Origin of the sequence: Bacillus sp. NPDC094077 (assembly GCF_050279465.1) — a bacterium.
Taxonomy (GTDB): Bacteria; Bacillota; Bacilli; order Bacillales; family Bacillaceae_G; genus Bacillus_A.
This window is the reverse complement of sequence record NZ_JBNNUF010000005.1, coordinates 16,218-39,716: the sequence shown is the minus strand read 5'-3', so window position 1 is coordinate 39,716 and position 23,499 is coordinate 16,218. Positions and strand designations below refer to the sequence as shown.

Annotated in this window: 21 protein-coding genes and 2 pseudogenes; 10 read left to right on the top strand and 13 right to left on the bottom strand. The window is 36.9% G+C overall.

Features of this window, described 5'->3' with window-relative positions:
* Positions 1-23 precede the first annotated feature (23 nt).
* From ACQKNR_RS14275 to ACQKNR_RS14265, 3 genes are read left to right on the top strand one after another with little or no spacing between them, the layout of a single operon-like run.
* Positions 24-1,979, top strand: a complete 1,956-nt coding sequence (locus ACQKNR_RS14275; RefSeq protein WP_427318471.1) for an FtsX-like permease family protein — start codon at positions 24-26, stop codon at positions 1,977-1,979.
* 20 nt (positions 1,980-1,999) lie between these two features.
* A complete protein-coding gene (locus ACQKNR_RS14270; RefSeq protein ID WP_427318470.1) occupies positions 2,000-2,752 on the top strand; it encodes an ABC transporter ATP-binding protein in 753 nt (250 codons plus the stop codon).
* Positions 2,749-4,725, top strand: a complete 1,977-nt coding sequence (locus ACQKNR_RS14265) for an FtsX-like permease family protein (RefSeq protein WP_427318469.1) — start codon at positions 2,749-2,751, stop codon at positions 4,723-4,725. The genes ACQKNR_RS14270 and ACQKNR_RS14265 overlap by 4 nt, the downstream gene beginning before the upstream one ends.
* A 54-nt stretch (positions 4,726-4,779) precedes the next feature.
* Here ACQKNR_RS14265 and ACQKNR_RS14260 read toward each other — a convergent pair whose 3' ends face one another.
* The 5 genes and pseudogenes from ACQKNR_RS14260 to ACQKNR_RS14240 all read right to left on the bottom strand — a co-directional run bounded on the left by ACQKNR_RS14260 (position 4,780) and on the right by ACQKNR_RS14240 (position 8,047).
* Positions 4,780-4,974 (bottom strand): YjcZ family sporulation protein, encoded by a 195-nt coding sequence (locus ACQKNR_RS14260; RefSeq protein ID WP_427318468.1) that lies wholly within the window; start codon positions 4,972-4,974, stop codon positions 4,780-4,782.
* Between the two features lie 205 nt (positions 4,975-5,179).
* Positions 5,180-5,269 (bottom strand): annotated as a pseudogene (locus ACQKNR_RS14255) (GntR family transcriptional regulator); the annotation flags it as partial.
* 37 nt (positions 5,270-5,306) lie between these two features.
* Positions 5,307-6,167: a M15 family metallopeptidase gene (locus ACQKNR_RS14250; RefSeq protein ID WP_427318467.1), complete on the bottom strand. Its 861-nt coding sequence runs from the start codon at positions 6,165-6,167 to the stop codon at positions 5,307-5,309.
* 82 nt (positions 6,168-6,249) lie between these two features.
* Positions 6,250-7,356, bottom strand: coding sequence for a sensor histidine kinase (locus tag ACQKNR_RS14245; protein ID WP_427318466.1), 1,107 nt, complete (start codon positions 7,354-7,356; stop codon positions 6,250-6,252).
* Positions 7,349-8,047, bottom strand: coding sequence for a response regulator transcription factor (locus ACQKNR_RS14240; protein WP_427318465.1), 699 nt, complete (start codon positions 8,045-8,047; stop codon positions 7,349-7,351). Before ACQKNR_RS14240 ends, ACQKNR_RS14245 begins: the two co-directional genes overlap by 8 nt.
* A gap of 468 nt (positions 8,048-8,515) precedes the next feature.
* Here ACQKNR_RS14240 and ACQKNR_RS14235 point away from each other — a divergent pair, with 468 nt between their 5' ends.
* Positions 8,516-9,844, top strand: coding sequence for a condensation domain-containing protein (locus ACQKNR_RS14235; RefSeq protein WP_427318464.1), 1,329 nt, complete (start codon positions 8,516-8,518; stop codon positions 9,842-9,844).
* Between the two features lie 75 nt (positions 9,845-9,919).
* Here the strand turns inward: ACQKNR_RS14235 and ACQKNR_RS14230 are convergent.
* Positions 9,920-10,021 (bottom strand): annotated as a pseudogene (locus ACQKNR_RS14230) (MarR family winged helix-turn-helix transcriptional regulator); the annotation flags it as partial.
* A gap of 736 nt (positions 10,022-10,757) precedes the next feature.
* Between ACQKNR_RS14230 and ACQKNR_RS14225 the strand changes: the two are divergent.
* The 3 genes from ACQKNR_RS14225 to ACQKNR_RS14215 all read left to right on the top strand — a co-directional run bounded on the left by ACQKNR_RS14225 (position 10,758) and on the right by ACQKNR_RS14215 (position 11,878).
* On the top strand, positions 10,758-11,162 hold the full coding sequence (locus tag ACQKNR_RS14225) for an alpha-ketoglutarate permease (RefSeq protein ID WP_427318463.1): 405 nt from the start codon (positions 10,758-10,760) through the stop codon (positions 11,160-11,162).
* Positions 11,163-11,410: 248 nt separating this feature from the next.
* Positions 11,411-11,572 carry a hypothetical protein gene (locus tag ACQKNR_RS14220; protein ID WP_427318462.1) on the top strand — a complete coding sequence of 54 codons (162 nt, stop codon included), beginning with the start codon at positions 11,411-11,413 and terminating at the stop codon, positions 11,570-11,572.
* Positions 11,573-11,719: 147 nt separating this feature from the next.
* Entirely contained in the window at positions 11,720-11,878 is a 159-nt protein-coding gene (locus ACQKNR_RS14215) for a hypothetical protein (RefSeq protein ID WP_427318461.1), read from the top strand.
* Positions 11,879-12,176: 298 nt separating this feature from the next.
* Here ACQKNR_RS14215 and menC read toward each other — a convergent pair whose 3' ends face one another.
* The 6 genes from menC to ACQKNR_RS14185 form a co-directional block, all read right to left on the bottom strand.
* The gene (gene menC / locus ACQKNR_RS14210) at positions 12,177-13,283 is read right to left on the bottom strand and encodes an o-succinylbenzoate synthase (RefSeq protein ID WP_427318460.1); all 1,107 of its coding nucleotides are present in this window, start codon (positions 13,281-13,283) and stop codon (positions 12,177-12,179) included.
* On the bottom strand, positions 13,284-14,729 hold the full coding sequence (locus ACQKNR_RS14205; RefSeq protein ID WP_427318459.1) for an o-succinylbenzoate--CoA ligase: 1,446 nt from the start codon (positions 14,727-14,729) through the stop codon (positions 13,284-13,286).
* 248 nt (positions 14,730-14,977) lie between these two features.
* Positions 14,978-15,796 carry a 1,4-dihydroxy-2-naphthoyl-CoA synthase gene (gene menB, locus ACQKNR_RS14200; protein ID WP_000963873.1) on the bottom strand — a complete coding sequence of 273 codons (819 nt, stop codon included), beginning with the start codon at positions 15,794-15,796 and terminating at the stop codon, positions 14,978-14,980.
* A gap of 68 nt (positions 15,797-15,864) precedes the next feature.
* Positions 15,865-16,677 (bottom strand): 2-succinyl-6-hydroxy-2,4-cyclohexadiene-1-carboxylate synthase, encoded by an 813-nt coding sequence (menH, locus tag ACQKNR_RS14195; RefSeq protein ID WP_427318458.1) that lies wholly within the window; start codon positions 16,675-16,677, stop codon positions 15,865-15,867.
* Positions 16,674-18,428 carry a 2-succinyl-5-enolpyruvyl-6-hydroxy-3-cyclohexene-1-carboxylic-acid synthase gene (gene menD, locus ACQKNR_RS14190; protein ID WP_427318457.1) on the bottom strand — a complete coding sequence of 585 codons (1,755 nt, stop codon included), beginning with the start codon at positions 18,426-18,428 and terminating at the stop codon, positions 16,674-16,676. The genes menH and menD overlap by 4 nt, the downstream gene beginning before the upstream one ends.
* On the bottom strand, positions 18,425-19,819 hold the full coding sequence (locus ACQKNR_RS14185; protein ID WP_427318456.1) for an isochorismate synthase: 1,395 nt from the start codon (positions 19,817-19,819) through the stop codon (positions 18,425-18,427). The genes menD and ACQKNR_RS14185 overlap by 4 nt, the downstream gene beginning before the upstream one ends.
* 194 nt (positions 19,820-20,013) lie before the next feature.
* On the opposite strand from ACQKNR_RS14185, the gene ACQKNR_RS14180 reads away from it, so the two are divergent.
* Both ACQKNR_RS14180 and ACQKNR_RS14175 read left to right on the top strand, forming a co-directional pair.
* Positions 20,014-20,967 carry a 1,4-dihydroxy-2-naphthoate polyprenyltransferase gene (locus tag ACQKNR_RS14180; protein WP_427318455.1) on the top strand — a complete coding sequence of 318 codons (954 nt, stop codon included), beginning with the start codon at positions 20,014-20,016 and terminating at the stop codon, positions 20,965-20,967.
* Between the two features lie 271 nt (positions 20,968-21,238).
* Positions 21,239-21,970: a yteA family sporulation protein gene (locus ACQKNR_RS14175; protein WP_427318454.1), complete on the top strand. Its 732-nt coding sequence runs from the start codon at positions 21,239-21,241 to the stop codon at positions 21,968-21,970.
* Positions 21,971-22,013: 43 nt separating this feature from the next.
* On the opposite strand, the gene cspD is transcribed toward ACQKNR_RS14175, so the two are convergent.
* Positions 22,014-22,214, bottom strand: a complete 201-nt coding sequence (cspD, locus tag ACQKNR_RS14170) for a cold-shock protein CspD (protein ID WP_001193054.1) — start codon at positions 22,212-22,214, stop codon at positions 22,014-22,016.
* 327 nt (positions 22,215-22,541) lie between these two features.
* On the opposite strand from cspD, the gene ACQKNR_RS14165 reads away from it, so the two are divergent.
* Positions 22,542-23,324 (top strand): TIGR00266 family protein, encoded by a 783-nt coding sequence (locus tag ACQKNR_RS14165; RefSeq protein WP_000643604.1) that lies wholly within the window; start codon positions 22,542-22,544, stop codon positions 23,322-23,324.
* Positions 23,325-23,499: the final 175 nt, after the last annotated feature.

Sequence of the window (23,499 nt, the reverse complement as noted above, 5' to 3'; positions counted from 1 at the left end):
ACTCTACTAGGAGGTTTAGGTGAATGACATTTTGGCAGTTTGCATTTAAAAACGTCACACGAAACGCCAGAGCTTATTTCGCCTATTTTGTAAGCAGTGCGTTTTCCATTGCAATTTTTTTCTCATTTGCAGTTTATTTATTTCATCCGAAATTGCACATGACAGATGTAAATTATGCTCTGAACATATTAATGACAATTTCAGAAGTTGTCATTGCGTTCTTTTCATTTTTCTTTTTACTATATTCGATTGGTACGTTTTTAAAAGTTCGAAAAAAGCAGTTCGGAATATTAACCGTACTTGGCATATCCCAAAAACAATTAAAAAGACTCGTTTTTTTAGAAAATATGTTAATTGGTGTTCTTTCTATATTTTTTGGCATTCAACTTGGACTTGTTTTTTCACAGTTCTTTTTATTAGTTACCGCCAAAATTACACATGTACCTGGTTTATATTTATATTGGCCTACAAGTGCGATCGTTTTAACTACGATAATCTTTCTTGGACTCTTTATTCTCGTATCATCTTTTACGCCGATGCTAATCCGTACGAGAAAAGCTGTACGACTTTTAAAAGAAGGTAAACAACATAAAGAAAGAAAAGCATCCGTACTCGTCTCTTTATTTGGTGCGATATGTTTAATATCTGGATATATATTAGCAGCAAATCCGCTATACTTTATGTCTCTTGGAGATATAGTTGGCCTTTTGTATGCCGTCTCTAGTATATTTGTCATTCCATCACTTATTGCAGCTGGGACATATTTTTTCTTTTCACAAATTAGCTTCTTACTCATTCGTATATTAAAGACGCGAAGAAAGTTTTATATGAAACGGATTAATATGCTTTGGATTTCTGATTTAGCAACCCGTATTCGGACAAATATTAATATGCTTTTCATTGTGGCGATGTTATCGACGCTCGCTTTTACAATGATTACTTTCTTATATGGGTTTGGGAAATTCACAAAGTTTGATGAAATAAGGCAAAACCCTTTCCCTTTTACTTATTTATCACATACTGAAAATACGTTAGCTGATGAACATTTAAATTGGTTGGAACAAAAGTTTAACGAAGAACAATTTACTTATAAAAAATTTAAAACGGATATATTTGAAGTGTCTTCGACAGAAGAGAGTCCGCAACCCTATTATGCAATTAAACAAAGTGACTATAATATACTTGCTAAAGCATTAAACTGGGAAACTCTCACCGTGAATAATAATGAATCTTATATCCTTATTAAAGATCTAGATAATCAAGTCATTGGCACTATTCATGAGCAAGAAAAGAAAAATACTCTTACACTTAATCAAAACTCTTTACATCTAGAAGTGAAAGAATATAAAATTTATAACCCTTTCCCAAATAGCCTAATACCCCAATTAATTGTACTATCTGATGAAAATGTAGAAGCCTTATCAACCGTTTCAAAACAGATGAGTGTATATAGCTTCAAAGTCACAGATTGGGAAAAAGCACATAATATTGGTTCAGCATTTATAACTAAAATTAACAACGACAGTGCCGCGATCCAAGCAGAGCACACGCCGTTCCATGCAAGTGAAGCAAGTGACTCTCTATACAAAACAAAACTAAATGCTGCTTCATTTTTCTTAATTGGAACGTTCCTAGGTGTTATTTTCTTTATTGGTGCTGGTAGTGTTCTTTACTTCCGTATGTATACAGATTTAACAAATGAGCAAGAAAAGTATATAACGGTTACGAAAATTGGATTAACAGAGGCCGAGATGAAACGTTCAGCGACAATTCAGCTTGCTATTCTATTCTTTGTCCCTTACATTATGGCATCCGTCCATACGATGTTTGCGACAAAGATGCTACAAGAAATATTACATCTCTCATTATTCGCTGAAATTACAGTTGTACTTGTAATCTTTGGAACGGTTGAAATTCTCTTTTTCCTTTTAATTCGTTCCTTTTATATGCAAAAATTATCACAACATATTAAGTTTTAAGGAATAGAAAGGTGATTATTATGGAAGAAGTATTACACATTAAAAACGTCTCAAAAGTGTATGAGGGGAAAGTCCCTCATACCGCTTTAAAAAATATAAATTTACACGTGGATAAAGGAGAATTCGTTGCAATCATGGGGCCGTCTGGAAGCGGTAAATCAACATTTTTAAACGTTATTTCTACAATTGATTCTCCTACTTCTGGAGAGGTCGTGATTAACGGAAAACAACCTCACACATTCCGTAGAGAAAAGTTAGCGATTTTCCGTCGCCAAGAATTAGGATTCGTTTTCCAAAACTTCAACCTACTAGATACGTTGACAATCGGTGAAAATATCGTACTACCTTTAACATTAGATAATGTTCCTTTAAAAGAAATGGATCAAAAACTCGATAACATCTCAAAAAAGCTAGGAATCGATCACATTTTAAATAAACGTATTTTTGAAGTTTCAGGAGGACAAGCACAGCGTACTGCAGTAGCACGTGCTGTTATTCACCACCCGTCTCTTTTACTAGCTGATGAACCTACAGGAAACTTGGACTCAAAGGCAGCTATTGATGTAATGGAATTATTTACGAAGCTAAACAAAGAAGAGAATGCAACGATTTTAATGGTTACGCACGATCCATTTGCAGCTAGTTATTGTAACCGGGTTATTTTCATTAAAGATGGAGAGCTTTACAATGAACTGCACCGCGGATTATACCGCGAGAAATTTTACCAAGAAATATTAGATGTTCTAGCATTATTAGGAGGAAGACGTGGATGACATTTTGGCAATTTGCATTTAAAAATGTCTCGCGTAATTCTAAAGCATATTTTGCTTATTTTGTAAGCAGTGCGTTTTCTATAATGGTTTTCTTTTCATTTACTGTATACGCGTATCACCCACGCTTACAAAGTGGACAAAACTTTCAAGAACGAGATCCTTTAATGAATTTAGCTAGTACAGCACAGCTTGTTATCGTTATGTTCTCGTTCTTTTTTCTCTTATATTCAATCGGAACGTTTTTAAATGTACGGAAGCAGCAATTCGGGGTACTCACTATTCTTGGTATCTCACGGAAACAGTTAAAACGACTGTTATTTACTGAAAACATGATAATTGGGCTATTAGCTATCTTTATCGGTATTCAAGGTGGCCTTGTGTTTTCTAATTTCTTCTTATTAGTCACTTCGAAATTAACAGGTGCGAAAGGCCTCTTTTTATATTGGCCAACAAAAGCAATCATCGTTACAACCGTAACGTTTATCGTTTTATTTTTAATCGTTTCTACGTTTACACCGATGTTCATCCGTACTCGTAAAACAACGCAGCTCATTAAAGGAATGAAAAAAGCGAAGAAAGAAAAAAAACCATCTATACTCATTTCGATATTTGCTTTAACTTGTTTAGGATTATGTTATTATATCGCCGGTTACCCACAAGGCTACGTAACAGAAAAAAATGTACAAAATGGCTCTGTCTTCTTTATTATGTTATCTATTTTACCGCTCGTAGTAGTTGGGACATATTTATTCTTTTCACAAACATTTCTTCTCTTTATCTACATTTTAAAAAAGCGAAGAAAGTTCTATTTGAAACAAATAAATATGTTATGGATTTCAGATTTAGTTGCTCGTACCCGTAGTAATATTAATGTACTCTTTATCGTTTCTATGCTATCTGCCCTTGCATTTACAATCATTACTGGGTTATTTGCTACAAATAACCATACGAAAGCATCAATATTAGAACGATATCCAATACCCTTCACCTATACATCAGAAGGTGATAATACATTTGAACAAAAGCATATTACTACTATTGAAACTGAACTTACAAATGCTAATTTTCAATATAAAAAATATAAGTTTACCGTTTTAAAAGATACAGCTTTAAAAGAATCAATTGCCCTTATGAAAATGAGTGATTATAACGCATTAGCTAAACAATTAAATAGGCCAGAAATCACTCTCGATTCTACACAAGTTTATAGTATTTCTCACTATTCGCCAGAATTATTAAATCTCGTGTCAAACCCATTTGCGAAGCAGGACACTATTAGGCTTGGCTCTAATAAAAAGGAATTTCATATTAAAGGCTTTATTAATAAAGGAATCGAACCATCTTTTGCATTACCTCATTTAATCGTTATGCAAGATAGTGTGATTGAAAATATGATTCCTCATATTGAAACAATTACAGTTTATAACTACTTCGTGGAAAATTGGGAAAATGCAATTGTCCCAACAAAAAATATATTAAAAATCTTAGATCATGATGCAAACAACTTGTTTGAAGCACATAAGGATGAAGAAGGTTTTATCAAACCGTTTTCTATTCATACAGCTACGGATGAACTCGTTCACAGTAAAGAAAATGCGGTTGCTCAATTCTTTATTTGGGCGTTTCTCGGCTTTATTTTCTTTATTGGTGCAGCTAGTGTTTTATACTTCCGTATGTACAACGATTTAACAACTGAAAGACAAAAGTACATTACGATTACAAAGCTTGGCTTAACAGAATCAGAAATGTTTCGTTCTGCAACGATTCAATTAGGAATTTTATTTTTCGTTCCGTATATCGTCGCTGGTATTCATACAGTATTTGCGATTCGGTTTTTACAAACTATGTTCTCGTTCTCTTTACGAAAAGAGTTATTGATCGTACTCACTTTATTCGGGATGATCGAGATCATTTTCTTCCTCTTAATCCGATCACTTTACATTAATAAATTGTCACAACATGTTAAAATATAAATAAAATAGCCTTGTGCAATACGCACAAGGCTATTTTCAATAGTTTTTAAATAATTAGCAGCAGTACCCACCATAACCGCCGCCATAGCCGTAGCCGCCAAAACCACCATAACCGCCACCGCAACCACCGAAGCAGCTAGCGCCGATAATGATTAATAAAATAAACAATACGATTAGAAGCGCAAAACCGCCTCCGTGGCCACGTCTACGGTCGCAATCATCATGTCTGTGTTCACACTTTTCGCCCATTATTCTATTCCTCCTTTAGTATCATTCATAACAAGTTCACCTTGCTCTAAATGAGGGGATTCCATTTATAGTATGTTTTCAGGGCGAATCGGAAGCTTGGCTTTCTAAAAAACGGGCTTGTTTCGAAAAACGGGCTTCATAAAAAAAGATACCTGTTAAGGTATCTTCTAAAGAAACATAAAAAAGAGGGAAAATCCCCTCGCTTTTATACGTCATAATTAACTACATAATACTGCATTTCCGTATTGTAGTAGCCTTCACTATATGCAATTACTTCGCCAACTTTATCATATGATGAAAGACTGTTCAAAAATGAAACAACCTCTTTCTCTCTATTCATAAACCGTCACAATAACCCCATCCATATTGTTCCCCGAAATATCGTACTGCTTATTTACCGGAACATTCACTTTCATATTCTCTGAAACTTTATAATAAGAAACCGTATATTTCTTCCCTTCCACATCTGTTGAAATTTCCTTTTTCTCTTTTAGAAAGTCTAAATATTCTTCTAGAGTCAAATTCTTCTTTTGCATAATTGCGCTATGAGGCAAGCCTACATAACGGATGTGCCATGGCTCATATTGAATGCCTGTAATGTTACTTTTATTTTTCGGGTAGCGTAATACAAAACCATACTTCCATACATTCTCTTCCACCCATTTTCCTTCAGGAGCTTTTTCCATTTTCTTTTGAGTAGAACCAACGTCCAGTGATAAGCCTAAATTATGCTCACTATATCCTGCTGGAAGTGCATAATCAGATCCCATTTCTTTATATAATTTACTTTGTTCTTTAAAATCTCGATACCCGCTGCTCATTAAAAAATGTTGTACTCCATCTTTTCCAGCCGCATCGACAACGTTCAAAAACTTTTTCACAACATCCCTTGATAAGCTCAGATTTCTATCAAATATCACATAGCCTCTTATTAATTCACTATTGTGATTTACATTTATAATATCAGACCTAATACTATCTTTTTTTACTGGGTAATCTTTATTAACTAATAATAGATTCCCTTTATAAATTTCTTTTTCTGTAATTTCTATCTTTTCCGTATTTGAAGCCTTTACCGCACTATCTTTTCCGCCGATTTTAACATCGATCTCCTTTTGAAATAACGGTGATATATAAAAGCCTACACATACTGTGCACACTATAAAAAGAAAAAGAAATACCCACTTTTTCATTACTAGTTCCTCCTTAACGTAACTTACGTATAGAATAGAAAAAACTGTTAAAATAAAAAGTGGGGTAAAGTTTAAATTTTTATTAAATTGCTTGGCTCTCTTCTTTTGGTAATCTCACTTCAAATATTGTTCTAACTACATTACTTTCAGCAGAGATTGTCCCATTGTGCTGTTCGATAATATTTTTCGCGATAAATAATCCAAGACCTGTTCCGCCCTGTTGCTCCGATCTTGCCTTATCCCCTGTATAAAACATATCAAAAAGATACGGTAAATCTTCTTCTGGAATGCTATCTCCGTAATTAATAATTTGTACAACTACCTCTTCACTCTCAATATATCCGTTCACATCAATAAACTTTCCATCATACCCATAGCGAATCGCATTCGTTAAAAGATTTTCAAATACTCGGGCTAATAATTTCCCGTCACCGTTAATAGGTAAATGAGGATCCATATTCAATCTCGCCTCTAAATCCTTTTTTTCTAATAACGGATACAGTTCTTCCTCTAACTGTATGATCAATTCACTTATATCAATTGGTCTTTTTTCAAGCTGCAACATACCATAATTCATTCTCGTAATTTCAAATAATTCATCAATCAAACTTTCCAGTCTTTCGGATTTCGTAAAAGCAATTGTGGAAAAATGTTTAATTTGTTCCTTCGTCAAATTCTCATCTTTAAGAATTAAATCTAAATAGCCTAAAACAGATGTTAACGGCGTTCTTAAATCATGAGCTAAGTTAACAATTAGCTGGTCTTTACTACTTTCCGCAAAATCTCCCCGTTCAACTGCTTCTTTTAGTTTCTCACTCGCTACATTCATTTCGTGGGCGATATATCCAAACTCATCATTTGATGAAACGCGAACCTGATTTGTAAAATCTCCGTTCGCCAGATGATGAATCCCGTTCGAAATCTCATCAAAATATTTTAAGTATGGTCTAGTAAGGAAAAAGAAAAACATAATAGACAAAGGGATGAAAATAATTAAAAAGAAATTAATATCCCCAATTTGTCTTACCATTGAACGAAATTGAGCTAAAGGATCTTCATAACGAACTACTAATTTATAATAAAGCCGTAATCCTTCATAAATCAAATACGTTACGCCAGCTGCTAATACCATACTTAACGCAAATAGCATAACCATCTTTGAGCGAAAGCTTCTCATCTTTTTAGCCATTGAAAGTATACCCTACTCCCCACACTGTTTTTATTAACTTATTCTTTCGTTTATCTTCCCCAAGTTTTTTCCGTAAAGTACGGATATGCACCATCACTGTATTTCCACCTTCATAATAATCATCTGACCATACTTGCTGAAAAATATTTTCCACACTGTACACTTTCTTCGGATGACTCGCTAATAAATATAAAATGTCAAACTCTTTTGGTGTTAATTCAATTTGCTCACCGTACACATCAACCGTTCTGCGCTCAGGGTCAATCACAACGCCGCCTACCTCTAAAGCAGATTTACTCTCCTCTACTTTCGGCTGATTTAACGTAAGGAACCTACGCAGTTGTGCATTTACACGCGCAACTAATTCAATCGGTGTAAAAGGCTTCGTCATATAATCATCCGCACCTAGTACAAGACCTGTCACCTTATCGAAGTCAGATGTTTTCGCGCTTAAGAAAATGATCGGCATATGATATTTGGCGCGAATTTGACGCGTCACCTCATATCCGTCCATTTTCGGCATCATAATATCTAAAACCACTAAGTCGATTGGCTGAGTTTGAATAACGCGTATCGCCTCTTCTCCATCAGCCACTTTCACAACATGGTAACCTTCTTTTTCTAAATGTATCTCAATTAAATCAGCAATTTCCGCTTCGTCATCGGCTATTAAAATTGAAATGCGCTTCATTTTACTCCCCCTTTTTCTCATTCCATTTTCATACGCTCGATTGTAAACTAGTCTATCCAATTTGTACAATACGAAAAGGCTACTCATGAGCGTCATGCCCATCAACCTAATATTATGAAGTAACTCCTAAACGTATTATATTATTGTTTTTTTATGGACAGACATAAAAATGATTTATTCATTCTATTGATAATTATCAAACTTTATCATAATATGTTTGTATATAAGCAAACGTAATTAATTTTCGTTTGTTTTCTTTAAAAATAAAGGAAGTGTTAAAAACAATAAAATAATGGGTATATCACCTACAAAGAGCTGTAAAAAGAATAGAACTAGTACGGAAATGATGCTTTCGTGAAAAATTTCAAATAATAAGCATTATTAGTTCTTGAAGAAAAATGACCAGAAAAGTTACAACCATATGGAGAATAAGGTTATACAAAAAAGTCCTAAAAGGGGGACAAAATTATGGAACAAAGAAAGTATTCAGTAACACCTCAAGATCGAATGAATTATTTATTAGGTCTTTATTCTGCAGATCAACAAATTAATGCAGTTCTTTATTTTCCTGTAGGTATATCAAAGAAAATACTTGAACAATCAGTAAGGATAACGTTACAATTGCAGCCGATTTTGAACAGCCGGTTTGTAGAAAATGATATTCCTTACTGGGAGGAATATTCATCTGGCACTAACTCACCTATTTGCCTTTTTGTAGAAGGAAATGATCAAGAAATTGAAATAATGGCAATAGATTTTATTAAGGAACCTGGAGATCGTATTCAGGGACCTATGGTTCAAACAAAATTATTACGAGGCACTACAACAGATATGTTAGTTGTGAAATTATCTCATCTATGTTCAGATGGTGCAGGGGTCAAGGAATATATTAATTTGCTGGGAGCAATTTATACTCAACTCTCCTTGGGACAATCTAAGGATCAAATTATAAAGAAATTTGGTGGGGAAAATGAGAGTTTTCGAGATCAATCACCTGTATTCAAATATGCTGGAATATCGGACGTAAAAAGTGCGTATCGTCCTAACCAAGAACAACAGGCATCGTTATGGTCTTTTCCATCTCAACCCAGCAAAAATAAATTTCCCCAAATGTCCGTACGGCGGTTGAACCATGAGCAATCTCTACGTCTAACCCAATGGACAAAAGCACAACAGGCTACCTTGAATGATGTAATCATGACTGCATACTTCCGAGCTTTATCACATTTCACTGTGTATGCAGAACCTCGCACCGCAGAAAAAATGATCGGTTTAACAATTGATTTACGTCGATATCTGCCTAATTATACAACTGGCGCTATTTGCAACTTATCCGGCATAGAAATGCCAGTGATTAAAATGGAAGATGATGAATCATTTAATCAGACTCTCATTCGAATTAAACAATCCATGGATAAAATAAAGTCTCAAAATCCAGGTCTTTCTTCAGCAGCAGGAATGGAGCTACTGGCAGGTATGAAGCTATCTGTGGTGAAGGAAATGTATAATCAGCAATACGAACAGGCATTACAGATGGGGATGGCGTTGCCATTACTGACAAATTTCGGGGTGATCGCTGATGAACCTATTCAGTTTGGTGAAGTTCAAGCTAAGGACGGGTATATGACCTCCCCCATTATGTATGCACCATTCTTTTCAATGGGTGCAAGCTTTTATAATGGCAGACTTACATTTACGATTGGTTATCATGCGCCGGATACATCAAAAGAAAAGGTAGACAAATTTTTAGAAAGTGTTGTTAATCAACTATCACAAATAAAAGAAAAGAGAATATAGCGCAAAAATTTCTAGCGGAATTGTATTTTAGGGGCTCGTCCCATGTACGGCTAGTCTCTTTTATAAACTCTATATTTACCAGACAGGTCTTACTCCCGATAAAAATTTATCTTCGCTTGCTTCATAAACTATTTTTGTTAAATCTTCTCTGATCATTTGCATTCGTTCAGCACCTATCTTTATGTTTTTTATAGCACCGAAGTTCATTTTTATCGTTTTAGGGGCAACCTGTTCTGTTAAGTTGATGGATGTGGGGGTATTTTGTTTTGTTAGCTTAATAGCGATGGGGTCACCATATCAAAAAAAGAAAATTAGACGTTTAGACACAAATAAATCGGTGCCTTGTACGTTAAGAAACCGAATACTTACTTTTTTATATAATTTTTCTCTCATAATGGTCTTAGGTTATTAAAATTTGTTTTTTGGTTTAAACTCCACAAATAATCTAAGAAACCAAAATGATTTTAATTTTTGCATTCATCTGATTGAAAGATGAATGTTTTTTTGTACATATTAAAAAACATAAAGTAAGTTCAAATGAAAAAAAGAATAGAACGATGTGTTTTCAATACCATGCTTATAGTTTTCCTTGTGTTACTTACATTTATTTCATACATGATTTTCACTTTGCTTTTTTTATTGGATAATCATAAAAGCATCCCAGTAGAGTTAACCCACTGGGATGTTTTATCAATTTAAATATTCGGACTAAGGATTGACCCTCACAGCCAAAAATAAAAGCTAATTCAATTATTAAATTCAAATAAAGTTTCAATCTTTTCTAAACACCTATTAGGATATACAACTGATCATCTATTTTTCTTTACATAATCTCCAGATACAGTCCATATCAACTATAGATTCCTGTCTTATGCTAAATACATGTTCAAACAAAACAAGGAGGTAATGAAAAATGATTAAAACATTATTAGCAGGAGCACTTTTAAGTACAGGATTGGTAGCGGGAGGTGCAGTAGGTGCAGATGATGCGAAAATGGACAATTTAAAATCAAATGAAGATAGTTCAAATCAAGTAATCACACAGAGTGCAGATGGAACAACGTCTTTTTCACAAAACCTTGATGCCCCTAAAGATGCAGTGCCAGCAACTTCTAAAGAAGATGTAAAAACTGTTGAAAGAACAGAAGGTACAGGCTCTCAAGAAGGAAAAATGGTACCAACAAAAGAAGGTACAGATTCTCAACCTGGATTTGAAATTGGAGCCCCTGAAAAACCAGAACATGCAAAAACTGTTGAAAGAACAGAAGGTACAGACTCTCAAGAAGGAAAAATGGTACCAACAAAAGAAGGAAATTAAATAATATATAGTTATAACAAAGAGCATCCAAAAAGTGGTGCTCTTTTTATATTTACTCAATATTGAACTGTAGCAGGAATGGAGTCTAGAACATGGGGTTTGGAGCAATAGTTTTGGCTGTAACGTTACAACACAAACATTTTATTAGGGATTTTTTAAATTTACATACACTCTAGATAGACTACATATTAACTTCAGATACTTGTTTTATGATACAAGTAATCAAACAAAAGGAGGGAAATACAAAAATGATTAAAACAGTATTAACAGGACACTCTTTTAAGTACAGGAAATTATTAGCAGGTGGAGCAAATGTTGAAGGTGTACAGATAGATAAACATATTCCATATGAACAAAATGAATTGCAGCAAACTCTAGAAAAGTACGATTCGAAGAAGTTTGAGTTATAAAAAAAATAGATAAGTATAGTGAAAATAGATAAATTGACAAGAGAAAAGTACTTTGCGTATATCACAGGTGCTTTTATTTTCATTTTGATATAGGGTTTGAATTAAATTTTCATACTAAAATATATACGGCAAAAAGGGGGGCGTTCATTGTATAAAATTATTTATGGAATATTAATTTTAATTTATACTTTGTATTCATTTTTTGTAAGCGATGGAAGTGAGATAAGGTTTATTATGGTGTTAACTATAGTACTTATCTTTTCTGTGGTTTTAGAAAAAAGAAAAGCAAACAAAACGACTGATTAAAGGTCTTTTTGTTTGCATTTTTTAATTGGCTATTACAGTCCAGATGTTTTAGGGATAGCACTAAATCGCCAAACAATAAATACGAGCAAAATGCACAAAATTTTCGTTCTGGGGGTAGTAAAAATTCTTAAGTTGATGGGCATGACTCATGAGAGTAACCTTTGTTATTGTACAAAGATAATAGTACATGAAATTATATCGACGGTTCGACACTTAACGGCAAAATTATCCTGTAAGAGCCCGATTGGTGTGAACTAATAATCAGTGGTGGATGGCCCCCACTGATTAAAGTTTCAATTCATCTCTCAAACACAATCCGCTGCTTCGTTATTTCTTCCAATCTCCCTCGGTCTACTTCATAATCACGTTCAATACTTTGCGGTACAATCACTTTCCCGCCCTCTAGCATCACTTCCGGTGAAATAATATCCTTCTCCCAATGTCTACTAGAAGCAGATATATCTCCAGGAATCGTAAAATTAGGTAATGAAGCGAGCGCAACGTTTTGCGCGCGGGAGATTCCCATTTCCACCATACCGCCGCACCAAACTGGTATGTTATGCTCCATGCAATAATTATGGATTTGAACGGATTCTGTTAATCCGCCCACTCGTCCTGGTTTAATGTTAACGATTTGGCAACTACCAAGCGTAATCGCTACGCGTGCATCTTCTAAGCTATGAATGCTTTCATCTAAACAAATCGGCGTTTCAATTTTCTTTTGTAACTGTGCATGATCAAGAAAATCATAATCCGCTAGCGGTTGTTCAATCATCATTAATTGAAATTCATCTAACCGTTTTAACTTCTCTACATCAGCTAATGTGTACGCCGAATTCGCATCAGCCATTAATGGGATATGCGGAAACTCTTTACGAATCTCTTTCAACAACTCGTAGTCATGCTCTGGCTTTATTTTCACTTTAAAACGCTCGTATCCTTCATCCGCGTACTTTTCTATTTGTTTTAACATAGTCGGAATTGTATTGATTCCAATTACAACGCCGACTTCAATTTCAGACTTCGTTCCGCCAAGTAATGTCGCAAGCGAGCTCTTTTGACGTTTTGCATATAGATTCCAAACGGCTCCTTCAATTCCCGCCTTTGCCATCCGGTTTCTTTTTATATGCTGGAACAAAGACGGTATTTCATTCGGATGAGAAATTTCAGCTTTCAATAAATCAGGTAATAAAAAATCCTGAAGTACATGTAGCGTAGTCTTCACCGTTTCTTCCGTATACCACGGTTCAGAAAATGCGACGACTTCACCAAAACCAATGTATCCATCCGTGTCTTCTAATTCAATGACGATACTCTCACGCTTTTCGTAAGTCCCGTAACTTGCCGCAAACGGGGTGACCAGTGGCATTTCCGTTATATAAAGTGTCGCTTTTTTAATTTCCACTTACATCTCCTCCACTAATTGTCTTAACTCTCGTCTTAACAATTTTTTCGAAGCGTTTCGTGGTAATTCCTCTAAGAAACATGCTTTCTTCGGCACTTTATATTTCGCTAATTTCTCCTCGCAAAAACGAAGAATTTCTTCTTCTGTTGCTTCTCCATTTTTCACAACAAAAGCGGCTGGTACTTGTCCCCACTTATCGTCAGCCATGCCGACAACACCCGCTTCCGCTATCGCCGGATGTGAAAGCAACACTTCTTCAATTTGAGCTGGATATATATTTTCTCCGCCAGAAATAATTAAATCACTGCGGCGATCTAATACGTATAAAAATCCTTCTTCATCTAAATAACCAAGGTCACCAGTATGAAGCCATCCATTTTGAATTGTCTCACGTGTCGCATCTTCACGGTTAAAATAGCCACCTGTTACGTTTGGTCCTTTTACTACAATTTCGCCTTCCGCAAACGGCGGTACTACTACGCCGTCTTTTTCAATACGAAGTTGGCATTGGAATAAGGGCTTTCCAGCTGATCCTACTTTCGTTAACATATAATCTGCTGATAACGTACAAATTTGCGACGACGTTTCTGTCATACCGTACGTTTGGTACACAGGAATTCCTTTTTCTACACATGTTTCTAATAACGGTTTCGGCGCTGGCCCTCCGCCAAGTAACATGCATCGTAAAGAAGATGGGTATGTTCCTTCGCCAAGCCTTTCTAATAAATCTGTTAACATTTTTGATACGACAGAAATGATTGTAACGCCCCTCGTTTGAAGTGCTTTATGAATAAAATTAGCATCATATTTTGGAACGAGTAAAATGCGCATACCGTACATAATATTTTTCATTAAAAGGGATAGTCCGCCAACGTGGAACATCGGCATACAAGCTAACCAACAATCATCATCACGAAGCCCTAAATTAAGTGCAGAACCGACTGCGCTCGCCCAATGATTTCCGTACGTTAAAATAACGCCTTTCGGTTTCCCTGTCGTTCCTGACGTATAAATAATTGTCATCGCTTCTTCTAAAGAAAATTCTTCTTGTATAGATGCTTCCGTCTTCGGTCCATTCATCACTTCAGCAAATGAATATACGGGAACATCCTTAGCATCAAAATCTTGATCCGTCACTAAGCAAACAACTTCAGCATCATCCATTTGCCAAAGTAGCTCTTCTCTTGAAAGACGCGTATTTAAAAGCACAGCTACTGCACCTACGTAAGATAGGGCGTGAATAACTGTAATCATCTCCATACCATTTTTCATCAGAACAGCCACCTTTTGCGCCCGCTTCACTCCTACATGTGAAAGGTGTTCACAAACAGATACTACTTTTTCATGCAGCTGCATAAAAGTAACCTTTTCTTCCTCTATTTCAATTGCAGTGCGATCTGGTGTTAAAAATGCACGCTGCATTAACCAATTTGGCATCGTCTCCATCATTCATTCTCCTTTCATGAAAGAAAGAGACTTGATATGAAATCAAGTCTCTTAATTGTTTTGTTTCCAGTTTGATCTTTTGGAAGCGTCTCGTCTCACATTGTGGGCGAGCCGCTTCCGCTTTTGATCGTATCCAGCTGCGCCTCCTAGCCCCTTCCTTCTAAGAACCTTCCACACGAGAAAGTAAAAAACACTTTCTGTGCGAAAGAACCTTAGCCGACAGGGCTAAACAGTCGGCTCCGCTTTCATCACGGGAAACGAGGGAATTGACCGAAGTCCGGACTGCGTTTTTCTTTGAACGCGTCGCGACCTTCTTTTGCTTCGTCAGTTGTGTAGTACAATAACGTTGCATCCCCAGCTAGTTGTTGAATACCAGCTAGACCGTCTGTGTCTGCGTTGAATGCAGCTTTTAAGAAACGAAGTGCCATTGGGCTGTTTGCTAAAATTTCTTGTGCCCATTGTACTGTTTCTGCTTCAAGCTCTTCTAATGGTACAACGGTGTTTACTAAGCCCATATCAAGCGCTTCTTGTGCGTTGTATTGACGGCATAGGTACCAAATTTCGCGAGCTTTCTTATGGCCTACCATACGAGCTAAGTAACCAGCTCCGTATCCGCCGTCAAAGCTTCCTACTTTAGGACCTGTTTGTCCGAATACAGCGTTGTCTGCAGCGATTGTTAAGTCACATACGATATGAAGTACGTGTCCACCACCGATTGCATAACCTGCTACCATTGCGATAACTGGTTTAGGAATTGCGCGAATTAGACGTTGTAAGTCTAATACGTTTAGACGTGGGATTTGGTCGTCACCTACATATCCACCATGACCGCGAACTTTTTGGTCGCCGCCAGAACAGAATGCACGTCCACCTTCACCTGTTAAAATGATAACGCCAACATTTGCATCATCACGAGCATGTGCAAAAGCGTCGATTAACTCCATTACCGTTTTCGGACGGAATGCGTTATGTACTTCAGGGCGGTTAATCGAAATCTTTGCGATACCATTGTATGTTGAATAAATAATATCTTCGTAATTGCCTTCTTTTACCCATTCAATAGCCATTACTACTACCTCCTTGTATATTTCTGATCTCCTCTATAAGTGTGGCTTCCTTCTTGTTGAAAAAAGCATCACTGCATAGTTTTTAGAAATCCCTTTACTATTGTATCAAACTTTTCCGGTTGTTCCACATGAATTGCATGGCCAGCACCATCAATTTTGACAAATTTCGCGTCAGAGACGCATTTTTCGATGTTTTTTAATATGCGAAAGAACTTTTCATCATATTCCCCGTTCATTAAAAGAACAGGCATGTTCAACTCCTCTAGCTTATGCCACCATGAAGGCTGAGCCCCTGTTCCCATGCCGCGTAAGCTATTTGCAAGCCCTTTCGGATTGTTAGCGAGTCTTTCTTTTCGTACCGCTTCTTGTACGTTTTTTACTAAACGTTTTTGCGTTTCAAAAAGCGGAATATTTTCCCACATAGAAACAAAGCTTTCAATGCCTTCTCGCTCAATTTTATCGGCAAGTCGCTCATCTTTTTCACGACGTTCTTTTCTAGTCTCTTCACTTTCAAGCCCAGCTGTACAGTTTTCTAATAAAAGAGAATGTACATACTCTGGATATAAGCATGCCATCGTAATCGCCAGTCTACCACCCATTGAATAGCCAAGTATATGTGCTTTTTCAATATGAAGGTAATCTAGTAGTTCTTTCATTTGTAGCGCCGCATTTCGGATATCATAGTGCGTGACATCTTCAGGGCTCTCGGTCTTCCCGTGCCCAATAAGATCCACTGCAATAACTTGAAACTCTTCACTCCATGAAGGTATGAAAGAACGCCACGTTTCCATGCTTCCCGTAAAACCATGAAGAAGTAGAAGTGGTTCCCCACTTCCGACTATCTCATATTCATACGATACACCTTGGAACGTTACTTTCATTTTGATTCACCTTGTAAAGATGTAGTAATTACGTCCATCGTTTTTGCCCATAATTTACGGTGCAATGTTAAGTTTTCATCACGGTTCGTACAAATTTCTACAACGTGTAAACCTTTTGTTGTCGTTCCTTTTTGCACTTCTTCTCGGAAGTTTTCCCACCCATTTACACGGCTAAATGAGCCATCGTACATTTTGACAACATGTTCATAATTAAGCCCGATTGGTGTTCCAAATAATGATTCGAAATGTTCCTTTTTCTCATATTGCGGTAAGAATGAGAAAATACCGCCGCCGTCATTATTTACAACAACAATTGTTATGTTTAATTTATGCAATTTCGCTGCTAACAGTCCATTTAAATCATGATAAAACGATAAATCACCAATGACCAATACGAGCGGCTCGCAAATAACGCTCGCTCCTAAAGCTGTCGAAATGATTCCATCAATACCATTTACACCGCGGTTCGCCATAACTTGTATGTTTTTATCTGATGTGAAGAAAAATGAATCTGTATCCCGAATTGGCATACTATTACTCGCAAATAACGTTGCCCCTTCTGGTAATACACGAACAATATCCGTAATGACTTTTCCTTCAAATGCAGTTTCATATCCTTCTATTTCAAGGAGTGTTTCCTTCGTTTTTTCGTTTATATGTTGCCACATTCCGAACCAATCATTCTTTTTCACAACCGGCATTTTTTCTATTAATGCCTTGCAAAATTCAATATCATCCGCATGTACAACTTCTGTCGCAACAAGAGCTGGATCTCTCCATTGTCCTGAATCGTCTACTACGATATGAACAGCTTTCGTTTGTTTTTTTATAAACTGCGTTAACGCTTTAGATACAGGCATACCACCAAAACGAATAATAACGTCTGGCTTCCACGTTTCTTTTAACAGTTCGTTTCGTAAAAATGTATCGTAACAATCGATTACCATCGTTTTATCATGATACCCGCTACGAATATTAGAAAGTGGATCCGCTAATATTGGATATCCAGTTTTTTCAGCTAGTTCTGCCGCCGATGCTGCGAGTTCCGAATGACTATCATCTCCACAAATAATAAGCCCCTTTTCCATATGCGAAAGGCGCCCTACAAGAGAATCTACATATTCACTCGGCATCGTCACGTTTCCTTGCTGAACTACTCCTGTATATTCACCACGTCCTTTATCCCATAAGCTTTCTAATGAGAAATCCGGGATAAGCGGCTCGCGAACTGGAAAATTGAGATGAACAGGACCTTGCGGCGCTGAACAAGCATTTGCTATCGTACGCTGCGTCGTCATACGAGCATAATGATACATCGCTTCACTCGCTTCTGGAAGTGCCATCTCTGTAAATTGCTTCACAAAAGTGCCGTATAAATTAAATTGATTCATCGCTTGTGGTGCACCCACATCTCTCAATTCATGCGGTCTATCTGCTGTTAATACGATAAGCGGCACCCGTGAATGAAAAGCTTCACATACAGCTGGATAATAGTTCGCTGCTGCTGTTCCTGACGTACATAATAATGCTACTGGACGCTTCTTCGCTTTCGCGATACCAAGCGCAAAAAATCCTGCTGATCTTTCATCAACATGTAAATATGTTTTCATTCCTTCATGTTGTTCCATTAGTAAAGCAATCGGCGTTGACCGTGAGCCTGGACTAATGACAACATCACATACATCTAGACGCGTCAGTTCATCCACGAACGCGCCTAAATAATATGATAATGCTTCTATATGATTGTTCATTTCATTAATTCCTCCAAAGCACCAAGCATCGGTCTAAACTTCAAACTTGTTTCTTCATATTCAAGTTGTGGTACTGAATCAATTACAATCCCACAACCAGCAAATAAGGATGCTTTCTCGCCATTTAATAATCCACAACGAAGCGCAACCGCAAATTCACCATTTCCTTCATCATCTATAAAGCCGATCGGTGCACCATACAACCCTCTGTCTAACAATTCAACATCACGAATCAGTTTCATCGCTTCCAAACGAGGTGTCCCGCCAAGAGCTGGGGTTGGGTGTAATTCTTCTACCATCGTTAAAAGACTAGCATCGCCTTTTGCTTCTACGGGCGTATATAAATGAATTAAGTTTTTCGTTGTTAATAAGCCCGGGCTTTCCGGAATATTAACAGATTCGCAATGTTCATTCAGTACACCTCGGATCATGTTAACAACATAACCGTGTTCAGCTAAATTCTTTTCATCATGAAGAAGCGCATTACCATTTTGCTCACTTTCTTCTATAGAATGACCTTGACCAATTGAACCAGCAAGACACATCGACGTAAACTTCTCATCTTCTTTGCGAATTAATCGTTCTGGCGTCGCTCCTAAGAAGCATGCTCCTTTATAATCAAAAGAAAATACGTAACAATCCGGTTGCCCAATGCGAAGCGCTTCTAAAACAAGAGCAGAATCAATATGATGATTCATCTCTACTTTTAACTCCCTCGCTAATACAACCTTCTGCACGTTACCCTGTTTCATCTCATCTTGCACTTTTTCAATGGCCTTCATCCAGCCTTTCGGATCCACTTCTACTTTAGAAGTAACTGTTAACTTCGATCCTTCTAGCGCACATTTACTCTCTTGTAAAATTTTCTCTTCCAAAGAAATCATTTCGTTATAAAGAGTTTCCGCACAATCTGTCGCTGAAACAAATGCATTCATCGTTAACCATGCTTTTTCATTTTTTACAGTTAATAAAAATGCGGGTAGTGAAAATGTTGTATCTTTAAATTCTTTCCATAAGTCCGTTTTCTTTTTTTCTGGATCAAATGAAAACCCACCGAATAAAAGAGGACCTGTTCCAAATTCATATTCATCTCTTTGCACAAATGCATTCTCTTTTACTTTCTCCCACTCATCACGAGCAGTTTGAAAGCGCTTATGAGAAGAATTTGCTATAGTAAAAACAGAGCCAATTCCTGCAAATATTACATGCTGAGCTGGGTCTGCAAAATAACATCTATTTTCGAATGACATCCTTTTTCCTGCTGCATAAAACAGAAGTGGATCCATCCAGTCTATTTGTTTTACAAAACTAACTAATGTTTTTTCATTAGTTGCACGCTTAATGGCTGCATTAAGAACTTCTTGCAAACCTTTTTGTTTCGTTTGAATCACAATTGTCTCCCCCCTATGGGCGAAAAATAGTCATAATTACGCTTGATTTTAAGATACACCTCAAACGAAAGGCCTGTCAACGTTTAGCATTTCTGAGAAATTCCCCTTCTCTTCCTAGAAAATAAACGTTGACACTAAATGATGCTTTTTCTACACTTAATTGTGTACAATATGTGACTTAAGGAGGATTCAACATGGAAATGAACGTCAAAACGAATTCCTCTCCTACGGCGCCAAAGCCAAATAAACAAACGGGCTGGCGCATTTGGTGGAGTTTACTACGTCCCCATACATTAACAGCAGCTTTCGTTCCTGTTTTCATCGGAACAGCGTATGCGATGCAGGTTGGAGGTATAAATCAAATACATCTCCCTCTTTTCCTTATGATGCTTCTTGCTTGTCTTCTCATTCAAGCAGCAACGAACATGTTTAATGAATACTTTGATTATAAAAGAGGATTAGATCATGAGGGTTCAGTTGGTATCGGCGGCGCTATCGTTCGCGATGGCATTCAGCCAAAAACAGTACTGAACTTAGCATTTGGATTTTTCGGCATCGCAATACTATTAGGTGTTTATATTTGTATGAATTCTAGCTGGTGGCTTGCTGCAATCGGTCTTGTTTGTATGGCCGTTGCTTATCTTTATACAGGTGGACCAATTCCAATTGCGTATACACCATTTGGAGAGTTAACAGCAGGATTATTTATGGGTGTTATCATTATTGGTATTTCATTCTTTATCCAAACAGGAACAGTAACATCAGAAGTCATTTTATTATCTATTCCAAGTTCCATTTTAATTGGTGCAATTTTACTATCTAACAACATTCGTGACTTAGATGGCGATAAAGAAAATGGCCGTAAAACGTTAGCAATTCTCGTTGGACGCGAAAGAGCAGTAGGTGTGCTCGCTTCTATGTTCATTGTTGCTTACATTTGGACAATCGCTTTAATTATCGTGAACATCGTATCACCATGGATGCTTATCGTATTTTTAAGTGCACCGAAAGCATTTAAAGCGACAAAAGGTTTCATCGGCAAAAGCATTCCAATGGAAATGGTACCTGCGATGATTGCAACAGCAAAGACAAATACAATCTTCGGCTTCCTAATGGGAATCGGATTATTACTTGGATATTTCCTATAAAAAAGAGCTGCATGCGCAGCTCTTTTTTCATATACTGGCTGCTTAGCTGAAATTCACCTCATAATTAACCTCGCCAACGCTCATACTACATAAAGTGAAACTTTAATCAGTGGGAGGTTCATCCCCACTAATTATTAGTTGAACCAATCGGGCTTTTACGGGCAGTTGATCTCCCACCTAACTTCCTTGTCCCCGCTGAATTTTAAGGTGGGAGTCTTACTGCCCGTTAATAGCGGGATAAAGAAACTGAATTGTAGGAAGGTGGACGACTATGTTAACTCCACAACAAATAGATCAATTTAAATCCATTTTAGAAAAGCAAAAACAAGAACTGGAACAAACAATACAAACTCATGAAAATACAGACCGTGCTTCTGAACGTGATTCAGTGGGAGAATTATCTAGCTACGATAATCATCCAGCTGATATGGCGACAGAACTATATGAACGCGAAAAGGACTTCGGACTCATCGAACTTTGGCATAAACAGCTAGAAGATACGAAACACGCCCTGCAAAAAATAGAAGCAGGTACGTATGGAATTTGTGAAGTATCTGGTGAGGAAATTCCGTTTGAAAGATTAGAAGCAATGCCGACTGCTACAACATGCATCCAGCACACGACAAATAAATTAAATATGGATACGCGCCCAGTTGAAGAAGAAGTATTGGCGCCTTCTTTCCACAAACATGATGAGGACCATTCTGTTGAATACGACGCGGAAGATGCGTGGCAAGATGTCGCAAATTACGGAACATCCGAAACACCGTCTGATTTAGAAAGACGAGATTCAAAAAATTATAATGGCATGTACGTAAATAGTGAAGAAAATGTAGGCTACGTAGAGGATTTCGAAAACTTTATCGGTACAGATATGCATGGAAAAAACCTGCAAGTTTTTGCAACAGAAGAACATGAAGAATATGAACAAATGCTCGATGACTTTGAAGAACGTACCTTTAAAGGCGAATTATCTTCAAATGAGTCCAGTTCTAAAGAATAAAAAAAGCATTCCGAAATTCGGAATGCTTTTTATCGCTAGCTAATTAGTTTTTTGTAACGTTAGCAGCTTGTGGTCCACGGTTACCTTCAACGATTTCGAAAGAAACTTCTTGACCTTCTTCTAAAGTTTTGAATCCGTCACCTTGGATAGCTGAGAAGTGAACGAATACATCGTCTCCACCTTCAACTTCGATGAAACCGAAACCTTTTTCGCTGTTGAACCATTTAACTTTACCTGTTTGCATGTCATGTACCTCCTAAATAAAAATGAAACTATGAATCCACATGAAAAGGTGGATATAAAGGACATGAATGCATAACAAGCGTAAAGCCTAATAATTCCACGCGCTTTATTTCCGTACCACATTATGTAGCTCAATAGTGACTTCACTATATCACGCTATATCAAATACGTCAAATGAGAACACTTTCATTTTATCATTTTTTTATGATTTTAATATAATGTTGAATTTCCATCTTCATATTTTATTTGAAAATTAACAAAACTAAAGTATTCTAATGCTATTAAATTCTGTACAATATAAATATATATTACATACGAGGTGAAAAAAATGAAGGCACATGAAATTGAATATAAGTTATACGGCGACGATATGCAGTTCGTTGAAATTGAATTAGACCCAGAAGAAAGCGTGATCGCAGAAGCTGGCGCAATGATGATGATGGAAGACTACATCGAAATGGAGACAATTTTCGGTGACGGTTCTGGACCATCTAACGGTCTATTCGGAAAATTAATGGGGGCTGGTAAACGTCTCGTTACAGGTGAAAGCATGTTTATGACTGTATTTACAAATACAGGTCACGGCAAGCGTCACGTATCATTTGCGGCTCCTTATCCTGGTAAAATTGTTCCTGTAGATTTAACGGAATATCAAGGGAAAATAGTCTGCCAAAAAGATGCATTTCTTTGTGCTGCAAAAGGCGTTTCTATCGGTATTGAATTTACGAAAAAAATAGGAACAGGTTTCTTCGGTGGTGAAGGTTTCATTATGCAGAAGCTTGAAGGTGACGGGCTTGCCTTCATGCATGCAGGCGGAACTGTATATAAGCGTGAATTAAAACCTGGCGAAAAGCTTCGCATTGATACAGGTTGTCTCGTTGCAATGACAAAAGACGTAAACTATGATATTGAATTCGTTGGAAAAGTAAAAACAGCTCTATTCGGCGGCGAAGGTTTATTCTTCGCAACGTTAGAAGGACCTGGAACAGTTTGGATCCAGTCCTTAACACTTAGCCGCTTAGCAGCACGTCTGACAAGCCCAGCAGCTCAAAGCACTGGTGAAGGCAGTGTATTAGGTGGACTTGGTCGCCTTTTAGATGGGAAAGAGTAAAAAGTGTCCTTATTGGGCATAGCCACATTGCCATCAAGTTAAGGTTTTGAAGTACCCCCTAAATGAAAATTTTATTTCTCTATAGTTAGTTATTTTGAGAAAGGAGCTCATTTTTTGTTTTTGGGGTGTTTACTTTTCTTAAGTTGATGGGCATGTGCTGAACCCCTAATAGACA